Here is a 16,625-nt window from a genome sequence, read left to right as displayed (position 1 = left end):
AGAGTGTTCTAACAGCCACGCTGCTCACTCTCCATGCCGAGCCAAGTCAGCCGTGCGTTATTTTCGGCCCGGCAGGAGGGTACAGTGAAAGCACGCGCTCGGATGCGCGATGTGGCGGAACTCGCGGGTGTTGGAACCATGACGGTCTCGCGAGTCATCAGCGGCAGGGTACCTGTCTCCGACGAGACTCGCGCCCGCGTCCTTGCCGCAATCGCCAGCCTCGACTATCAGCCGAACGAGGTCGCCCGCTCACTGCGCGAGGCACGCACCCGATCCATCGGAATCATCGTTCCGAACTTCTACGACAGCTTCTTCGCGTGGTGCGCACACGCTGTCAGCCAGGTCGCACAGCGCCAGGGCTACTCGGTGATGGTGACAACTTCATCGGAAGACGCCGCGGCGGAGTATCGCGAAGCCAGTCTGATGGTCCGCAGGAACGTCGACGGTCTCGTCGTCATTCCCGCGTGGTTCGGTGCGAGCCAGCTCTCTCGCCCGGAGTTTGCAGCCGTGCCCATGGTAACGATCGACCGGCCGTTCGACCTGCAACCGATGGACTCCGCATTTCGCGGGAACGTGACGGTGGATAATGCTGAAGGCGCTCGCCTTGGCGTAGAACACCTCATCTCTCACGGCCACCGGCGGATACTCTACCTCAGCCTCTCGAACGATCTCTTTACCCTAAAGGTCAGGCACGCCAGTTATGTGCAAAGCATGCGTAAGGCGGGTCTCAGCCCGGAGTGCTACTTCACTTGCGCGACGCAGGATTCGACCCTCGCAGTTCTAAAAGAGGCGATGGCCGACCACAGCGCACCTACCGCGATCTTCAGTTCAAACAATCTGGTTACACAGCACGCGCTCCACGCTCTAGACACGCTCAAGTTCAGTATCCCGAAAGATGTCGCCCTCATCGGCTTCGATGACTTGAAGATGTTCGACATCTTCCGTCCCCCGGTCACCGTTGTGAGGCAGCCGCTTGAAGACCTCGGACGCAGGGCGGCGGAGATGTTGCTCGAACAGTTGCACTCACCGCCGCGTCGCGAAGAATCAATTGCTGAAGTCCGCAACATCGTTCTACCCGTGAAGCTTGTCGTACGGCGCTCCTGCGGCTGTAGCGATTGAGCTGTGCGATGCCTGTATTTTTATGCACCGCTTCTGCATAATCAGCCCATTCCAGGAATATCCATCCATTTCCATCGGTAACCTCAGAGCTTGTGATCTCGCCGTGTAGCATGGAATTATCTGCAAGGAGCGAGGTGCTGTTCGTGATTGCATCCCAATTAATCGGCCTGGAAGAGCGCTATGGTGCGCACAACTATCATCCCCTCGATGTCGTCATCGAGAGGGCGTCAGGGGCATGGGTCTATGACGTTGCCGGACGCCAGTATCTGGACTTTCTCGCAGCCTACTCGGCAGTGAACCAGGGCCACTGCCACCCGGCCATCTATAAGGCGATGTGCGAACAGGCACAGAAGGTCACGCTCACCTCGCGCGCCTTCCGCAACGACCAGCTCCCTCTGCTCTATAAGGAGCTGAACGAACTCACCAGCTTCGAGATGGCGCTTCCGATGAACTCCGGCGCAGAAGCAGTCGAGACCGCGCTCAAGGCTGCTCGCAAGTGGGGCGAGATCGTCAAAGGCATTCCCGCCGGACAGACCGAGATCGTCGTGGCGGAGAACAACTTCCACGGCCGCACCATCTCCATCGTCGGCTTCTCTTCGGACGCCCAGTATCGCGAGGGCTTCGGCCCGTTTCCCGCCGGCTTCAGCCGCGTTCCCTTCGGCGATGCGCAGGCGCTGAGAGAGCGCATTACGCCGCACACCTGCGCCTTCCTTGTAGAACCGATCCAGGGAGAAGCGGGCATTGTTGTTCCCCCTGAAGGCTATCTGCGCGAGGTCGCTGCCATCTGCCGCGAGAACAATGTTCTGCTCCTCTGCGACGAGATCCAGTCGGGCCTAGGTCGCACCGGTAAGCTCTTCGCCTACATGCACGATGGCATTCGTCCTGACGTCGTCATCATCGGCAAAGCACTTTCCGGTGGCTTCTATCCTATCTCGGCAGTGCTCGCCTCGAAGGAGATCCTGGGCGTCTTCTCTCCCGGCGATCACGGCAGCACCTTTGGTGGCAATCCGCTGGCCTGTGCCGTCGCTCGTGCTGCGCTCCGTGTCATCGTGGAGGAGAGCCTCTCTGAGCGCTCGGCCGACTTGGGCGAATATGCTCTCAACCGTCTGCAGCAGATGGATAGCCCGAACGTCGCCTCCGTGCGCGGTCGCGGCCTCTGGATAGCCATTGAGTTGAATTCTAGCGCGCGGCCATTCTGCGAAGCGCTCAAGGAACTCGGTGTCCTCTGTAAGGAGACTCACGACACGGTGATTCGCCTTGCCCCGCCATTGATGATCTCGCGCGAAGACCTCGACTGGGGTCTGGATCGCATAGAGTCTGTCCTTGGCTTAGCGAACGGTGCCGCCACGGAGACTCTGGTCTCCGCGCACGCCTGAGTTCGAAATACATCCCCACCCCGTGGTTCCTCATCTCTCTAAGAGAACCAATGAGGAAATAATTGATGTCCGAGCACCACGACACCCCGAAAGCCCACGAACCACACGCCTTCCACGAGGAACATTTCAAAGGCCCTCACGATCCTAAGGAAATCAACCCGAAGATGGCCTCCGACATTGCTTACTGGTCGAAGGAGTTTGGCGTCACGGGCGACCAACTTCACGAAGCCATCCGTAGCCACGGAACCCATGTCGAGAAGGTCCGCGCTGCCCTTCACACGCACAAAACCGCCTAAGGGCTCGGCGTAGCGACTTCTGGCGTCTGCAAAAGCTGGAAGTCGCTATTTCGCCACGCACACTTTTGTTCCCACCAGCTTCTGGCTTAGGAGTCGCGGCATGGCCAAGGAGTAGAACGCATCCGGCTTTGCCGTCAGGCACGCCTGCGCGTTCGGCGATCCAACGCCGGGGCGCGTGTATCCATTGGCATCTACTTCGATGTGCTCGGGTGTGGTGGGACACGTCGCTGAATCAATTGCGTAGGCCACTGCCACCGGATCAAACAAGGTGGGCGCGTTGCGCTTCGTAACATGAGACCACTCCGCCGTCAGCACCTCGATCGAGTCCGTCAGCGGCGTGCTGATTTTCGTGAACTCTGTGCTGTGCTGTGCATCGAAGGCAATCTGGGTCGAGTCCAGGGGCATCATGTAAATCGGTACCCCGGATTGGAAGAGCTTCTGCGCCGCCGGGGGATCCATCGCGATGTTGTACTCAGCCATCGGCTTCGTTGCCACGCCGGGAGCGTTGTCCGCGTCGTAACCACGCACCACCGAGCCGCCCATCAGCACGACTCGCTTCAGCTTACGGAACCCAGTCGGGTCGCGATCGATCGCCGCGCCGATGTTCGTCAGCGGAGCCACTGCGATCAGCGTAATCTCGCCCGGATGCAGACGTGCTTGATCTAAAATGAAGGCGACAGCGTCATCCTTGCCGTGCGCCTTGTGCGGCAACCCAGCCTTTGCCCACGGCGCCTGGGAGAACTCTGCCGCATCTTTGCGATGCGTCGCAACTCCGGTAAGCACGGGGATGTCGCTGCGTCCCGTCTCGCACAGCACGCGGTCGACCATGCGAGAGCGCAGCGCTGTATCACCCCACGCCGAGGTGATGCCAACGATCTTCAGTTCCGGGCTCGCAAGCGCGATCCCGAGCGCAAAGACATCGTCGATATCGTCGCCGATGTCCGTATCGAAGATCGCTAACTCCGGCTTGGCTGCCTGAGCGGCAGAGGTTGAACCGGCTTGCGCGAAGCCGATCGTCGGAACAGCGAGCATGCCCACCAACAACACGCTCACTCCGATTTTTACTAGTGACTTTCTATGCATCGAATGGTCCTTCCGCCTCTTAGGCTACCGGCTTTGGAGTGCTAGGCTCGTGCTTTCGATGTAAGGGGAATCACCCGTTTGTGTCAACGCGTGCACGCCGATAGGTTCATAAAGTTCTTTATACTCGAACCATTCAGGAGCCTGCGTGATCGCGAATTCGGACGGGTTGAAGTCGAATGCATCGGACACGCCGACTCTCCTGCGTCTACTGAAGGTCGGGTTCGCGCTTCTGCTCCTCTCCACCTTCGCGTCCGTGGTCAACGAGCGCAGCCGGATCATGGGCGGCGTCTCGATTATCTGGCTCTCGAACGGCCTCCTCATCGGCGTTCTCCTGTGCGCTCCAAGGAAGCATTGGGCAAGCTATCTCGCTCTCGGATATCTCGTCGACTTCGGAGTCAATGTGGGCCTGGGCAATCCCGCCGGCATCTCCGGCTACCTTTCCTTATGCAACATGGTGGAGGTCGCAGTCGCGGCACACCTCACCTGTGACGCGATCTCAGAACACCCGGACCTGACCGAACTCCGACAGCTTCGAAGCTTCCTCCTCTATGCCGTTCTTTTTTCGCCACTGCTCGCCTCCGCCATGGCGATCCTGGGATGGGGAGCCATGAGGAGGGGGGTCTTCTTTCATTCCCTCCTGATATGGTTCGCTGCCGATGTCTTGGGAGTCGCGACAGTGACCCCGCTTTATATCTCCTTTCATCACCGTAGACGATTCTCCAATCTGCCGATGCTGGAGACAGTCGGGCTCTTCCTGGGCCTCATCGCCGTATCAATCTTCGTCTTCGACTTCGCCAAGGTCCCGCTTGTCTGGCTGGTGCTGTTGATGCTCATCCTGATTGGGAGCCGGGTTGGTTTTACGGGCTCGGCGCTCGGACTTCTGTTGGTCCTCTTTATCGGCGGCCTATCAGTGCTGTTTGGGCGAGGGCCGCTCAACTTCGCCTTGAACGGCTCTCTATCCTCGAAGATCTTCATGTTCCAGGTCTTCATCTTCGTCTCGATGCTTGCGCTTTACCTCACCGAAGTCGCCATGGCGCGCAGTGCCCGTACACGGCTTCGTCTCGAAGCCAGCGAGACCCGCTTCCGCCTTCTCGCCGAAGCCTCGCGTGACATGATCGTCCTCGCGGGTCTCGATGGCGAACGCAAATATGTGTCCCCCGCAGCGACCGAGCTCCTGGGCTGGTCGCAGGAAGAGCTGCTGAGGGGTAGCTATCTGGACATCGTTCACCCCGAGGACATAGCAAAGTTTGTTGCAATGCTCGGCGACTGCCGGGAGGGAAAGGAGACGGGCTCTCTTTCTTACCGCTGTCGCAAACAGGATTCGACCTATCTGTGGCTGGAAGCTAACGTCCGTCTCTTCCGCGACACGTCCACCAACGAACCTGCCGGCTTCGTCTATGTAAAGCGTGACATCTCCGAGCGCAAAGTAGCCGAGAGCAAACTCCAGGATGCGTTCAACACGGTCGAACAACTTGCGCTCGTCGATGGCCTGACCGGTGTGGCAAACCGCCGTCTGCTCGACGAGACCCTGGGCAGGGAGTGGGCACGCGCTATCCGCGACGGAACCCTCTTATCCGTCCTGTTGATCGACGTCGACTACTTCAAGCCCTATAACGACCTCTATGGCCACCTGGCCGGAGATACCTGCCTCAGGGCCCTAGCCAATGCGATTCAAGTCATCCTTCGACGTCCCCCGGACCTGCTAGCGCGCTATGGCGGCGAAGAGTTTGTCGTGGTCCTGCCGAATACTCCGCACGCCGGAGCGGAGGCTATGTCCGAACGCATCCTGCAGGCGGTCGAGCAGTGTTGCATCAAGCATGCCGGCAGTCCCTACGGCAACGTCTCGGTTAGTGTTGGCTGCGCGACCGGCTTCGCCTCTCTCGAATCTGATCCGAATGAGCTTCTGAAGGCGGCTGACCTTGCTCTCTACCGCGCCAAGGCCGCAGGCCGCAACCGTGCGGAGGTTGCCACGACGGAATTGTTGGTCAACTAGTCCTCCGGTGCCCGATCAATAAAAATCGATGGGTGCACTGAGAATCGGCGGCACCCATCGACTCATTCCTTCTAATCGACTTCAGCGCTAGAAGTGGAACCCGACCTCAGCCGTCATAGAACGTGGCGTCACGTAGTGCGTTCCGCTGAACGTCGAAAGGAAGTTATACAGCGCGTACTTGTTGGTGATATTCACCGCAGTCAGACGAAGACTCCACTTGTAGCGATCGCCGCCCAGCAGATTGTCCTGCCCCAGCGAAGCATCGAAGAGATTCCGTGGCGCGATCCGCGGCGGATTCTTGTCGTCATCCTCCGTGCCCGGCGCCGGAATCTTGACCAGTTGCGAGGTCAATTGGTTTGCCAGGCAAAGATCCCCTAGCCCTGCTGTCGGAGTCGCCTTCACCCCTCCACAGGTCAACCCGGCCTGGAACTGCTCGTCAGCCGTTAGCCCGCTCAGGTCGATGTAGTTCTGGCCGTTCAGTGCCACGCCGCCGCACGGGCTGTTCGCTCCGGTGGGATTGAAGCAGGGAACCGATCCCGCTGTCAGACCCGAGTCATAGCGCCAGTTGATGCCGAACCAAGGAGCCTCGATCTTTCCGAACTTCTTCGGGAGCTGATACTGAGCATGCGTGGTCTGGTTGAACCGTTCGTCGTGATCGATGCGGAACGGGAATCCACTCTGGCCAACCGTCGCTCCGGCTCCCGCAACCTGCTGCGGGAAGAACCGCGCCGCGACTGAAGACATCACGACGAATGCCGAGACGTTGTGAAAGTTCGGAACGTCAGCCCGCAGGGCGAATCCGGGGATCTTCGAGTTGTGCCAGTCGATCGGAAACGTGATCGGCGTATTGCCCAGCGTGCTGAAGTCGAACGCGTTGTGCGTGTACTTCCAGATGTAGTCGCCGCTGAAGACGAAGTTCTTGCCGAACGCCTGTTGCAGCCCCGCATGAAATTCGTTGCGGAACCCCGGCTGCAGTGTTCCTGAAACTCCGGGAGTGCAGAGCAGGAGTGGCGAAAGTACAGCGTTATCGCAGCCCTGGCTTGAGAGTACGAGGTTCTCGTTGAACGGAGACTCCAGCGTCCGAGCATAAGAAGCACGCAGCACGGTATTCGTCTGTTTGATCGTATAAGCCACGCCCAGCCGGGGCTCTGCCTGGCTCGCCTTGGTCAGTCCGTTGTAAAGGTCGCCGCGAATGCCAACGTTGAACAGCCAGTTACCGGTCTTGATCTGATCCTGGATGTAGAGTGCCAATTCCTTCACGTCTGTATGGCCGTGGTACGTAAACAGACTTCCACCACGCGTCAGGTCATACGGCAAAAGCACCGGCAGGAACGGATTCGTCGCATTCGGATTGTCTGCCGTGTTCGGGTTCGCACCCTGGCACTGTGCCGTGCTGTTGTATCCCGCAACTGGCGCGTTGTTCTCGTCGAGACACGGAGCATTGAACGTCGCATTCACGATGCCCAGGCTGTCGTTCTCATTCAGGAAGGTGTGCTGATAGAGCGCGCCCACCTTGATGTTGTGGATGCCCTTCACGTAGGAGAAATCCGTGTGAACTCCTGCGTTAAGCAGCGATCGCTGCTGCGCGATCGACTCATTCTGGATCGGCCCCAGATCGGCCAACGGGTTGCCGCTCGGATAGTAGTTGTAGCCGTCGCGGCGCACGAACGGCCCGAAGTTGAAGACCGAATCCGCGCCGGTAATCCGCGTGTAAGTCGGAGCGATGTTGAAGGTGACGATCTTCGAACGCTGATCAGTATCGCCCACCCCGCCGAAGACCGGGCTGTTGCCCGCCCCGCCGCCGACCACATTCTGCACGTTCAGGTTGTCGTAGGAGTTCGGATTCTGGAACCACGAGCGGCTCAGGTTAAAGTTCAGATGAACCGAGTCCTTCGTGGTCAACTGGCGATCCACGCGGTCGAAGAGGTTCTGCTCGTTGCCCTTGTCGTGGAACACGGCAAACTCCGCAGGATCGAGAAACCGTCCGGTATCCAGACCGTCCACTTCGATGAAGTTGCCCCACTTTGCCCCACCGTAGCTAAGGTCCACCGACCCAGTCGACGACCCAAACGCCCCATAAGAAGTCGTCACGCTTCCTGTCGGCTTATTGATGCCCAGCCCGGACCGCGTCGTCACCTGGATCACCAGCGAAGTCTTGCCGCCATACTCAGCCGGCGGAGCACCGGAAATCACCTCCAGCGACTGGACCGAGTTCGACGGAAGCTGGTTCGAAAAGACCTTGCTCTGCTGGTCGGTGATCGGTTGACCATCGATCGAGAACGAGTTCGAAGCATGATCGCCCAGCCCGTGAAAGAGACCATTCGAGTCTGCCGCGACACCCGGCGAAGCCAGCGTCACCAGTGAACTCAGCGACGACGATGCACTCTCGAGCGGCAGCTTGTTGAACAGGTCGCGGTCCACGTCCGTGTGCATCATAGAGTCGCCTTCAAGCAGGTCGCCCGCGTCGACATTCACCACCGTCGAAGACGTACCCACTTGCAGCACGATGTTTGCAGCGACAGGCACCAGGGAACGAACCGAAACATCTCGCGAGTAAGGAGCGAAGCCCGCCAGCGTGACCGTCAGATGATAAGGATTTTGCGGAATGTTCGAGAGTTGGAAGTGCCCGGCGGCATCGGTGATCGCGGTTCGGCTAAGGCCGCTGACCGCGTTCACGACGGAGACGCTCGCTCCGGGAACGACCGCGCCGGTGGCGTCTGTAACCGTGCCTGTAATGGTCCCGGAGTTGCCGGCTGACTGTGCCAGGAGAGACGGCGAGAGGAGATCCTGCGCCAAGAAAACAGAAAATGCTGCGAGAAATGCTGCGAATGCGACGCGCCGGATGGACGTGTTCATGCACTACCCCTTTGTACGATGGACGTACCGCTATGGAACCTGCTGATTCAAAACCCGAAACCAAAAACTGCTAGGCGAGTGTTGAAACGGCAGGCGGGGGGCGGGTAAACAGGGCGAATACCGAGACTCTTACCGGGTGCGGCGCGGCCTTGAAGGTCGGTGCGGCGGCGACTGCCAGCTCCGCTGGAACCGGAATCGGGTTGCTGACAATCTGAGCGACGACGTGGGCCGTCACGCAAAGCGAACAGTCCGAGTGCGAAAGATCGCCGCCCGTGTGCGTGTGCGCAACCTGGAGCGTTCCGCCAAGAAGCACCAGCGCAATGCAAAGCAGGCCGAGGAGGACTCCCCAGCGCCTCGGCTTATGCGAAGACCTGTGCGAAGACAAGCGCGACTTTGGCAGACTAAGGATCACTCTAAAGTAAATATATCGCATGGGTACCGCGTTCATCCCCGCGCCGCCTCGATGCTATGATTTCGCCGTTCATAAAGAAGCACTTCGCCGCGTTTTCTAACTGCTGAGCTGTAACGATCCTCCGTACCCCTGCACTGCTTCACGGGCCCGATCTTTCGAATCTGTGACACCCGGCCACGTCTGCGGTGAACTGGAGCGGCATGAGCAACATCAACGGCAAAGTCTACGCCATGAATGTCGTCACCCCCATGAAGCCATGGAAGACATGGTTTCTGCGGCTGATCTTCTTCCTGCTCGGTGCCATCAAGTCCAAGCAGCAGGACCTCATCAACCTCTCCTTCATCGAGTTCGCCCGTTGGGTCATCGTCCCTCGCAAGAGCTTCCCACGCCCCGACGAACGGATGGACGCCGAAGAGCTTCGCTACGACTACCTCCTTTTCTTCTCGAACTTCAACGGCACCTGGAACCAGTACATCGACGCCTTCTCCGCCGTCCTCTTCCAGGGGCTGAACCTCATCTGGATGTGGAGCGAAAAGTTCCCCGGCTCTGTCCCTGTGACCCCGTTCAAGGAGTACATCTCCCGCGTCCAGTTCGACACCGACTACTACTACACTGCCTACCCCCACGCGACCGCGAACGACCTTAAGGCTGCGCATATTGTCCAGGCGTCCTTCGACCAACTCGACGCCACTACCGCGACCTGCACCCCGCGTGAGTTCGAAGCCGCCTATCTGAAATTCATGCTGCAGGTTCAGTCGCACCTTGGAGAGACGGGCGAACCGCCCGTCGTCTTCTAAAACTCATTTCGGAAGAAGATCATGCCCAACCAGAGCGGAAGTTTATACGGCCTCACGATCCTCTCGCCGATCATCGACGACGAGAGCGCCACGCCCTCGCACGATCTCCAGATCCGCGAGTATCTAGCCAATCTGCCCACTGACTGCAAGGGCCCCTTTGCCCTCGCGCCCTACACCCACCTCACCCGTCTCGCCGTCATGGACGACGTCATCTACGTCGGCATGCCCTCCAGCGAGGAGCACCTGAAGTTCAAATACCTCATCTGGGAGGCCAACTTCGACGGCGATCTCGACCGCTACCTGGTCGCCCTTGCCAAGACCGTCCCCGACCAGATCAACGCCATCTGGAGCCACTGCGTCGGCTACCCAGGCACCGCCAATCTCGACAAGTTCCTCACCTACATGAAGTCCTGCCAGCTCGAAACTACCTTTTACTTCGCCGCCGTCAACGACAAGTCGCTGACCCAGACGCTCACCGCACTCCAGACCCAACGGGCCGTCGCCGACTTTATCGCGAAGCACCGTGGCACCCCCGCCCCGGAACTCCAGAGAGAATTCCTCAAATTCTCCGCGAGACTGAAGGCAATGCCGACTCCGCTGCCCGCAGCGGTATCGCATCCTCGTGGAATCAAGACGGGTGGCCGCAATGAGTAAACTCAACGTAACCGACATCCAGGGCTTCACCCTCCGTGGATATAACCTGCCCTTCGCGCGCTACCTTTTCCTGCACTTCGCCGAAGACCCAAAACACACCCGCGCCCTGCTGCATGAACTTCTGGGCCGCATCACGACCGGCCAGTGCTGGGACAACGGCAAACCTTCCAGCACCCTGAACATCGCCTTATCGCACCGGGGATTAGCAGCTCTTAAGCTGCCCGCAGCGACGCTCCTCACCTTTCCTGTCGAGTTCCAGGAGGGCATGAAAGCCCGCTCGGAGATCCTTGGCGACACCGGCATCAATGCCCCGAAAAACTGGGACGAGATGTGGCATAGCGGTCACGTCCACGCGTGGGTCGCCATCAACGGCCAGACTCCCGCCGACATCGATGCCTGCCACGCGGAATTGACCGATTTGATCGAAAAGACCGGCGGAGCCAGAGAGCTTGGCCATCAGGACGCCGCCGCCATCGTCGTGGACGGCGGTGCCAGCACCATCGAGCACTTCGGCTACACCGACGGTTTCGGTAACCCCGACTATGTCGGAGTCGACCGCAAATCGCAACCCGGCCACGGCAAGCTCGCCAAGGATGGCAAATCCTGGGAACCCCTCGCAACCGGCGAGCTCCTGCTCGGCTACGCAGATGAGGCCGGAGAGCTCCCCGTCGCTCCAATGCCGCACCTCCTCGCCAGCAACGGCACCTTCATGGTCTACCGCAAGCTGAAGCAGAACGTCGCCGCCTTTCGCGCGTACATCGACCACGAAGCTAAGTTCTACACCGGCGGAAAGGCCAAGCTTGAAGCCAAATTCATCGGCCGCTGGAAAGACGGCACACCGCTCGAACTCTCGCCGAATTATGAGAACCAAGCCATCGTCAAAGATCCCGACCAGAGCACGAACTTCACCTATTCCGGCGACCCTGAAGGCACCCGTTGTCCCATGGGAGCGCACCTTCGCCGCGTCAATCCGCGCGACTCCTTCGGCTTCAAAGGCGGCCTCGTCAATCGCCGCCGCATCACCCGCCGCGGCCTCCCTTACGGCCGATACGTCCCCGACGGCCAGCCCGTCTCGGACACGGAAGATCGCGGCATCGTCTTTATGGTCCTCAACGCCAGCATCTCCCGCCAGTTCGAGTTCGTACAGCAGCAGTGGATCGAATACGGCAACGATAACCACCTCGGCAACGATAAAGACCCGCTACTCGGCAACCATGGCGGTCACGGCAAGTTTGCCATCCAGGGCGACGCCACCGCCGCAAACCCGCCTATGATCTGCAGCAAGCTTCCGAACTTTGTCGAATTGAAGGGCGGAGAATACTTCTTCCTGCCCAGCATCACCGCCCTAGGAATGCTTGCCATGGATCTTGTCGACCCCCGCTGAGCCTTGAGGATGCGAGGATAGAGCAGGAGCAATCGATGAGCATCGCAACCAAGACCGGCGACGCCGGCAGTACAGCTCTCGCTGGCGGAACCCGCGTCTCGAAGGCAGACGACCGTGTCGAAGCCTATGGCGCAGTGGACGAGTTGAACTCGTCCCTCGGCTTCGCCCGCAGCATCTGCACCGACGCCGAGATCGCCGCATGGACCGAAGAGATTCAGAAGACCCTCTTCCGCGTCGGCGGTAGCCTCGCCTCTGATCCCGAAAAGCGCAGAGGCACTCCCATCACCCTCATCGAGGACGCCACAAAACTCACCGAACTTGTCTACAAGATTGAAGCGACCCCAAGCATTCTTGCCGACTGGTCGCTGCCCGGAGCGCACCGAGAGTCCGCTGCCTACGAGGTCGCGCGAACCATCTGCCGCCGTGCGGAACGGGCATCCGTACGTTTGATGGAGAGCGGGGAAGAGGTGGACGTAGACGTGCTCGCGTACCTGAACCGCCTGTCGGACGTGATCTGGTTATTTGGAAGATTGATCGAAGTTCGTGCTGGAGTCGATGCGAGGCTCCGGGACGATACCAAGGGTGGGCCAAACTTCTCCCGCGCCTGGTAGTCGTAATGCTGCTTTACTCGGCCCAGCGTTTGAAGATCAGTGAACCATTCGTTCCGCCGAACCCGAACGAGTTCGACAGCGCATAGTCAATCTTCGCCGCCTGCGGCTTATTCGGCACGTAGTTCAGCCGGCAAGCTGGATCGACTTCCTCGATGTTCATCGTTGGTGGAGCGATCTGGTTCAGCATCGCCATAACGGTGATGCCCGCTTCGAGTCCGCCCGCCCCACCCAACAGGTGGCCGGTCATGGACTTGGTGGAACTCACCAGAAGCTTGTGGTTCTTCGCTCGTTCGCCAAAGACGTTCTCGATCGCTTGCGACTCCAGGGCATCGCCCAAGGGAGTCGAAGTAGCGTGCGCGTTCACGTAGTCGATCTTGTCAGGCGAAATAGCGGCGACCTTCAGAGCGGCATTCATCGCCCGAAAGCAGCCTTCGCCTTCAGGAGCCATGCCAGTCATGTGGAAAGCGTCGGCCGACATGCCGTAGCCAACTACTTCGGCAAGAATCTTCGCACCCCGCGCCTTCGCAAACTCCAACTCTTCGAGGATCAGGATGCCCGCGCCTTCGCCCACGACAAATCCGTCGCGGTCCTTGTCCCACGGACGGCAGGCATGCTCCGGATCTTCGTTGCGCGTGGAGAGCGCCTTCATCGCGGCAAATCCACCTACGCCCATCGGCGTAATCGCTGCCTCGGTGCCGCCAGCGATCATCGCGTCGGCGTCGCCCCGCTGGATGATGCGGAAAGCATCGCCAATCGAGTGTGCGCTTGAGGTGCAGGCAGTCGCCGTGGCCTCGTTCGGCCCGCGAGCGTTGAAGCGGATCGACACATGCCCGGCAGCGAGGTTGATGATAGAACCCGGGATAAAGAAGGGGGATATCTTTCGCTGGCCGCCCGCCAGGAAGTTGGAATGCTCCCGCTCGATAACATCGAACCCGCCGATACCGGAGCCGATATGAACGCCAACCCGCTCCGAATTTTCGGCCGTGATCACTAGCCCGGCGTGCTTCATCGCCTCATCCGACGCCGCGATCGCGAAGTGAATGAAGCGGCCCATCTTGCGGGCCTCCTTCTTCTCGATGAAGAGAAGAGGGTCAAAATCCTTCACCTCTGCGGCGAACCGAACAGGGTGGCCCGTAAGGTCGAAGGCCTTGATCTCTGCCATGCCGCTGCGGCCCGCAAGCAGACCCTCCCAGACCTCGGGAGCGGTCTTGCCCACGCCGCAGACAAGCCCGATACCGGTTACAACGACGCGCCGCTGCACGTAAGGTTGCTGCGATTGCATTGTTACTTTGCCGCCTTCTGGTTCTTTTCGATGTAGTCGACTGCGTCCTTGACCGTCTTGATCTTCTCGGCGTCTTCGTCCGGGATCTGGATGTCGAAGGCTTCTTCGAACTGCATTACCAGCTCAACTACGTCGAGAGAGTCCGCGCCGAGGTCTTCCTGGAAACTCGCGCCGGGGGTGACTTCAGCCTCATCCACCTGAAGCTGTTCGACAATAATCTGTTTGACCTTCTCGTCTACTGCTGCCATGAATTTCTCCTGTCTTCTCTAAAACAAAACTGAATGGGTGCGGAGCCTGCCGCGAAAGCCCGAATCTCAAGGATACCGAGCGCCTAGGTGAGTGTAAAGCAAAGTGGCGATGCCGTGGGTCAATCTGAGGTTGGATTCCCCTGTAATAGACGCACGCCGGAGGCCGGAGACTCGACTTATTCTTCGTCAGTGGCAGCAAGAAGGGGAAGAATTCTGTCTTCAAATTCGATTGCGTTTGTAGCTTCCCCGACAGAGGCTGGAAGGCTCTCAATGTTTTTGAGTGCTTTATTGATTGCTCGGCTTCTCACTCCCAGATCTTGAAGCGTGCCCTGTGCCCGTCCGATGTGCGTCTCCATCGTTCCCAAGAGGTCGCCAAACTTGCCGAACTGAGTCTTCGCCTGAGATAGAAGGTTGCGTATCTCGTGGCCCTTCTTCTCGAGCTTAAGTGACTGAAAGCCCATCTGGAAGCTCGTCAGAATCGCCATGAATGTCGAAGGCCCCGCGATTGTGACGTGGAATTGCGTCTGGATTTCTGCCTGCAGACCAGGGCGGCGTACTACCTCTGCATAGAGGCTTTCCGTAGGCACCACCATAATCGCATGCGGCATCGTCACAGGGGGATCGATGTATTTGTCACAGATGCTCTTCGCCTGGACGCGAATGGCGCGTTCAAAGGCTTTCACCGCAAGCGCAATCTCTTCAGATGTCCCGTGGTCATGAGCATGTTCGAGCCGCTCCCAATCGGCCGTTGGAAATTTGGAGTCTATGGGGAGAAGGACTGAATCGCCTAGCTGTCCGCTGGGAAACTTGAGTGCAAAATCCACGGCTTCGCCCGTGTTTGGCTTAATGTTGACCTGTTTCAGGTACTGTTCAGGGGAGAACATTTGCTCAAGCTGTTGAGCCACTAAAAACTCGCCGACTCCACCACGGCGGCTTACGTTTGAAAGCACCTTTTTGAGATCGCCAACGCCGGTCGCCAGCTCTTTCATCTCGCCCAGGCCTTTCTGAACGTCACCCAAATGCTTTGTCACCTGCCCAAACGACTCCGTCAGCCGCGTCTGCAAAGTCGCATGCAGCTTCTCATCCACCGTGACTCGCATCTCTTCAAGCTTCGCGGCGTTGGTCTCGTTCAGCTTGTCCAGCCGCTCTTCAACTGTCAAACGCAGCTTCTCCTGCTGCGCCAACGCCGAGCCAGAAAGCTCATTCAGCCGCGTATCCAGGGCCGTTCGCGCCGTCATCTGGTCGCGATTCGCATCTGCGATAAAGCCCGACAGCCGCTGCGAGATCGCCTCCAGATTTTTCTCCACCGCCGCCCGCAGCGCTTCAGCCGATTCCTTGTTGTCACCACGGAAACTATTCAGCCCCGTGTTCAAAGTCTGGCCCAGCAGCGCGATGCTCGCTGACACCTCTTTCCGCAACGCAACCGCATCTGCCGCGCTCGCCTCACGGCTGCGCTGAGCCTCGGTCGCCAGCGTACTCCGCAGCGCTTCAAGCTCTTCGCGGAAGTGCCTGTCCAGCGCATCGGCCCGGGCGTCCACGCGCGTCAACTGATCCGGCAGTTGCAACAATCGCGTGTCCGTAAGCGGTGTCTCCGGCTTGCGAACAAGCAGTATTACGACCGCAATCAGGATCAGGAGCGGCAAGACGAGTTCGGCGAGCACGAGCGGATTCATTTCGTTTTTCCTTCGCCAAAAGAATAGCATCGACACCTGCGGAACGCGCTCAGCACCGGCGAATCCTGCAAGAATGCTGGCAGGAGATTCCATGCCGATCACAAACTACAGCGTCCTCGCCGGAGACCCAACCTCGGGCAAGGTCGTCACCGGCAAGAGCACTCATTACCAGATCACCATGAATGGTGCAGGGGGCCCCTTCACTGTCGCCGTCAACATCGAGTCAGTTGACGGCTCCGAAGTCCTCTACGCCATCAAGGAAGACTTCACCCCGCCAGACCCCGACGCGCTCACCGCTCTACCTCTCGGCATGCACCCTCTGCCGTCAGCGCCAAACGGCCTCGCTCTCGACTTCGTCCGCAGCGAAATCGACGGCGAGCCCATGATCACAAGAGAAGAGATGACCTTGCTCCCCAAACTGCAGAAGCCCGCCAAAGGCGCGACCGCCGAGGCGGTCATGATCAACAAGGCCCGCGCAGCCGCTCTGAAGAACGCCGTCACCACCCTCCTCGACATGACCATCGCCGACAAGAGCGGCGTCATCTACGCCTTCGGCAGCGCCTTTGCCGATTCCGGCAGGATCGACGGCATCCACGACATCCACATGAACCAGGGCAATCCCCTGAAGAACCACGGCGGCGACAACGGCATCTGGCAGGACGGCGCACTCTTCATACACCTGCCTGCGAAACAGACGTGGACAGCGATCTTCATCGCCTTCCAGACGCAAAGCTGGAACACCGATGCCAGCGGCAATCCAGCTCGAGCCGGTCTGATATACGAATATCCGTCATCCTGAGCGAAGGCTCTCGCGGTCTCATCGCGCGAGCCGCAGTCGAAG

Annotated in this window: 15 protein-coding genes; 9 read left to right on the top strand and 6 right to left on the bottom strand. The window is 59.3% G+C overall.

The window, feature by feature from the left end:
- The first annotated feature begins 84 nt into the window (after window positions 1-84).
- From HDF16_RS08920 to HDF16_RS08910, 3 genes are all read left to right on the top strand, one after another.
- The gene (locus tag HDF16_RS08920; RefSeq protein ID WP_184215636.1) at window positions 85-1,119 is read left to right on the top strand and encodes a substrate-binding domain-containing protein; all 1,035 of its coding nucleotides are present in this window, start codon (window positions 85-87) and stop codon (window positions 1,117-1,119) included.
- A 134-nt stretch (window positions 1,120-1,253) separates the two neighbouring features.
- Window positions 1,254-2,495 (top strand): ornithine--oxo-acid transaminase, encoded by a 1,242-nt coding sequence (gene rocD / locus HDF16_RS08915; RefSeq protein ID WP_348641278.1) that lies wholly within the window; start codon window positions 1,254-1,256, stop codon window positions 2,493-2,495.
- Window positions 2,496-2,560: 65 nt separating this feature from the next.
- Window positions 2,561-2,791, top strand: coding sequence for a DUF3606 domain-containing protein (locus tag HDF16_RS08910; RefSeq protein ID WP_184215632.1), 231 nt, complete (start codon window positions 2,561-2,563; stop codon window positions 2,789-2,791).
- Window positions 2,792-2,836: 45 nt separating this feature from the next.
- Here the strand turns inward: HDF16_RS08910 and HDF16_RS08905 are convergent, their stop codons facing one another.
- Complete coding sequence (locus HDF16_RS08905) at window positions 2,837-3,874, bottom strand: nucleoside hydrolase (RefSeq protein ID WP_221312610.1); 1,038 nt, start codon at window positions 3,872-3,874, stop codon at window positions 2,837-2,839.
- Window positions 3,875-4,019: 145 nt separating this feature from the next.
- Here HDF16_RS08905 and HDF16_RS08900 point away from each other — a divergent pair, with 145 nt between their 5' ends.
- Complete coding sequence (locus HDF16_RS08900) at window positions 4,020-5,867, top strand: diguanylate cyclase domain-containing protein (protein ID WP_184215630.1); 1,848 nt, start codon at window positions 4,020-4,022, stop codon at window positions 5,865-5,867.
- Window positions 5,868-5,954: 87 nt separating this feature from the next.
- Here HDF16_RS08900 and HDF16_RS08895 read toward each other — a convergent pair whose 3' ends face one another.
- Together HDF16_RS08895 and HDF16_RS08890 are read right to left on the bottom strand one after the other, a co-directional pair.
- Window positions 5,955-8,723, bottom strand: a complete 2,769-nt coding sequence (locus tag HDF16_RS08895; protein ID WP_184215628.1) for a TonB-dependent receptor — start codon at window positions 8,721-8,723, stop codon at window positions 5,955-5,957.
- Window positions 8,724-8,793: 70 nt separating this feature from the next.
- The gene (locus HDF16_RS08890) at window positions 8,794-9,156 is read right to left on the bottom strand and encodes a hypothetical protein (protein WP_221312609.1); all 363 of its coding nucleotides are present in this window, start codon (window positions 9,154-9,156) and stop codon (window positions 8,794-8,796) included.
- Window positions 9,157-9,335: 179 nt separating this feature from the next.
- Between HDF16_RS08890 and HDF16_RS08885 the strand changes: the two genes are divergently transcribed.
- The 4 genes from HDF16_RS08885 to HDF16_RS08870 are packed head-to-tail and all read left to right on the top strand — an operon-like array spanning window position 9,336 to window position 12,581.
- Window positions 9,336-9,932 (top strand): hypothetical protein, encoded by a 597-nt coding sequence (locus HDF16_RS08885; RefSeq protein ID WP_184215624.1) that lies wholly within the window; start codon window positions 9,336-9,338, stop codon window positions 9,930-9,932.
- A gap of 21 nt (window positions 9,933-9,953) precedes the next feature.
- On the top strand, window positions 9,954-10,586 hold the full coding sequence (locus HDF16_RS08880; protein WP_184215622.1) for a hypothetical protein: 633 nt from the start codon (window positions 9,954-9,956) through the stop codon (window positions 10,584-10,586).
- The gene (locus tag HDF16_RS08875) at window positions 10,579-11,970 is read left to right on the top strand and encodes a Dyp-type peroxidase (protein WP_184215620.1); all 1,392 of its coding nucleotides are present in this window, start codon (window positions 10,579-10,581) and stop codon (window positions 11,968-11,970) included. The genes HDF16_RS08880 and HDF16_RS08875 overlap by 8 nt, the downstream gene beginning before the upstream one ends.
- Window positions 11,971-12,005: 35 nt before the next feature.
- The gene (locus HDF16_RS08870) at window positions 12,006-12,581 is read left to right on the top strand and encodes a cob(I)yrinic acid a,c-diamide adenosyltransferase (protein ID WP_184215618.1); all 576 of its coding nucleotides are present in this window, start codon (window positions 12,006-12,008) and stop codon (window positions 12,579-12,581) included.
- Between the two features lie 13 nt (window positions 12,582-12,594).
- On the opposite strand, the gene fabF is transcribed toward HDF16_RS08870, so the two are convergent.
- The 3 genes from fabF to rmuC form a co-directional block, all read right to left on the bottom strand.
- Window positions 12,595-13,863, bottom strand: a complete 1,269-nt coding sequence (gene fabF / locus HDF16_RS08865) for a beta-ketoacyl-ACP synthase II (protein ID WP_184215616.1) — start codon at window positions 13,861-13,863, stop codon at window positions 12,595-12,597.
- A 2-nt stretch (window positions 13,864-13,865) separates the two neighbouring features.
- Window positions 13,866-14,111 (bottom strand): acyl carrier protein, encoded by a 246-nt coding sequence (locus HDF16_RS08860; RefSeq protein ID WP_020715918.1) that lies wholly within the window; start codon window positions 14,109-14,111, stop codon window positions 13,866-13,868.
- A 176-nt stretch (window positions 14,112-14,287) separates the two neighbouring features.
- A complete protein-coding gene (gene rmuC, locus HDF16_RS08855; RefSeq protein ID WP_184215614.1) occupies window positions 14,288-15,784 on the bottom strand; it encodes a DNA recombination protein RmuC in 1,497 nt (498 codons plus the stop codon).
- A gap of 91 nt (window positions 15,785-15,875) precedes the next feature.
- On the opposite strand from rmuC, the gene HDF16_RS08850 reads away from it, so the two are divergent.
- Window positions 15,876-16,583 (top strand): YukJ family protein, encoded by a 708-nt coding sequence (locus HDF16_RS08850; RefSeq protein WP_184215612.1) that lies wholly within the window; start codon window positions 15,876-15,878, stop codon window positions 16,581-16,583.
- Window positions 16,584-16,625: the final 42 nt, after the last annotated feature.

The organism is Granulicella aggregans (assembly GCF_014203275.1).
Classification (GTDB): Bacteria; Acidobacteriota; Terriglobia; order Terriglobales; family Acidobacteriaceae; genus Edaphobacter.
The sequence above is the reverse complement of the archived record's forward strand: the minus strand, read 5'-3'. Positions and strand labels throughout refer to the sequence as shown.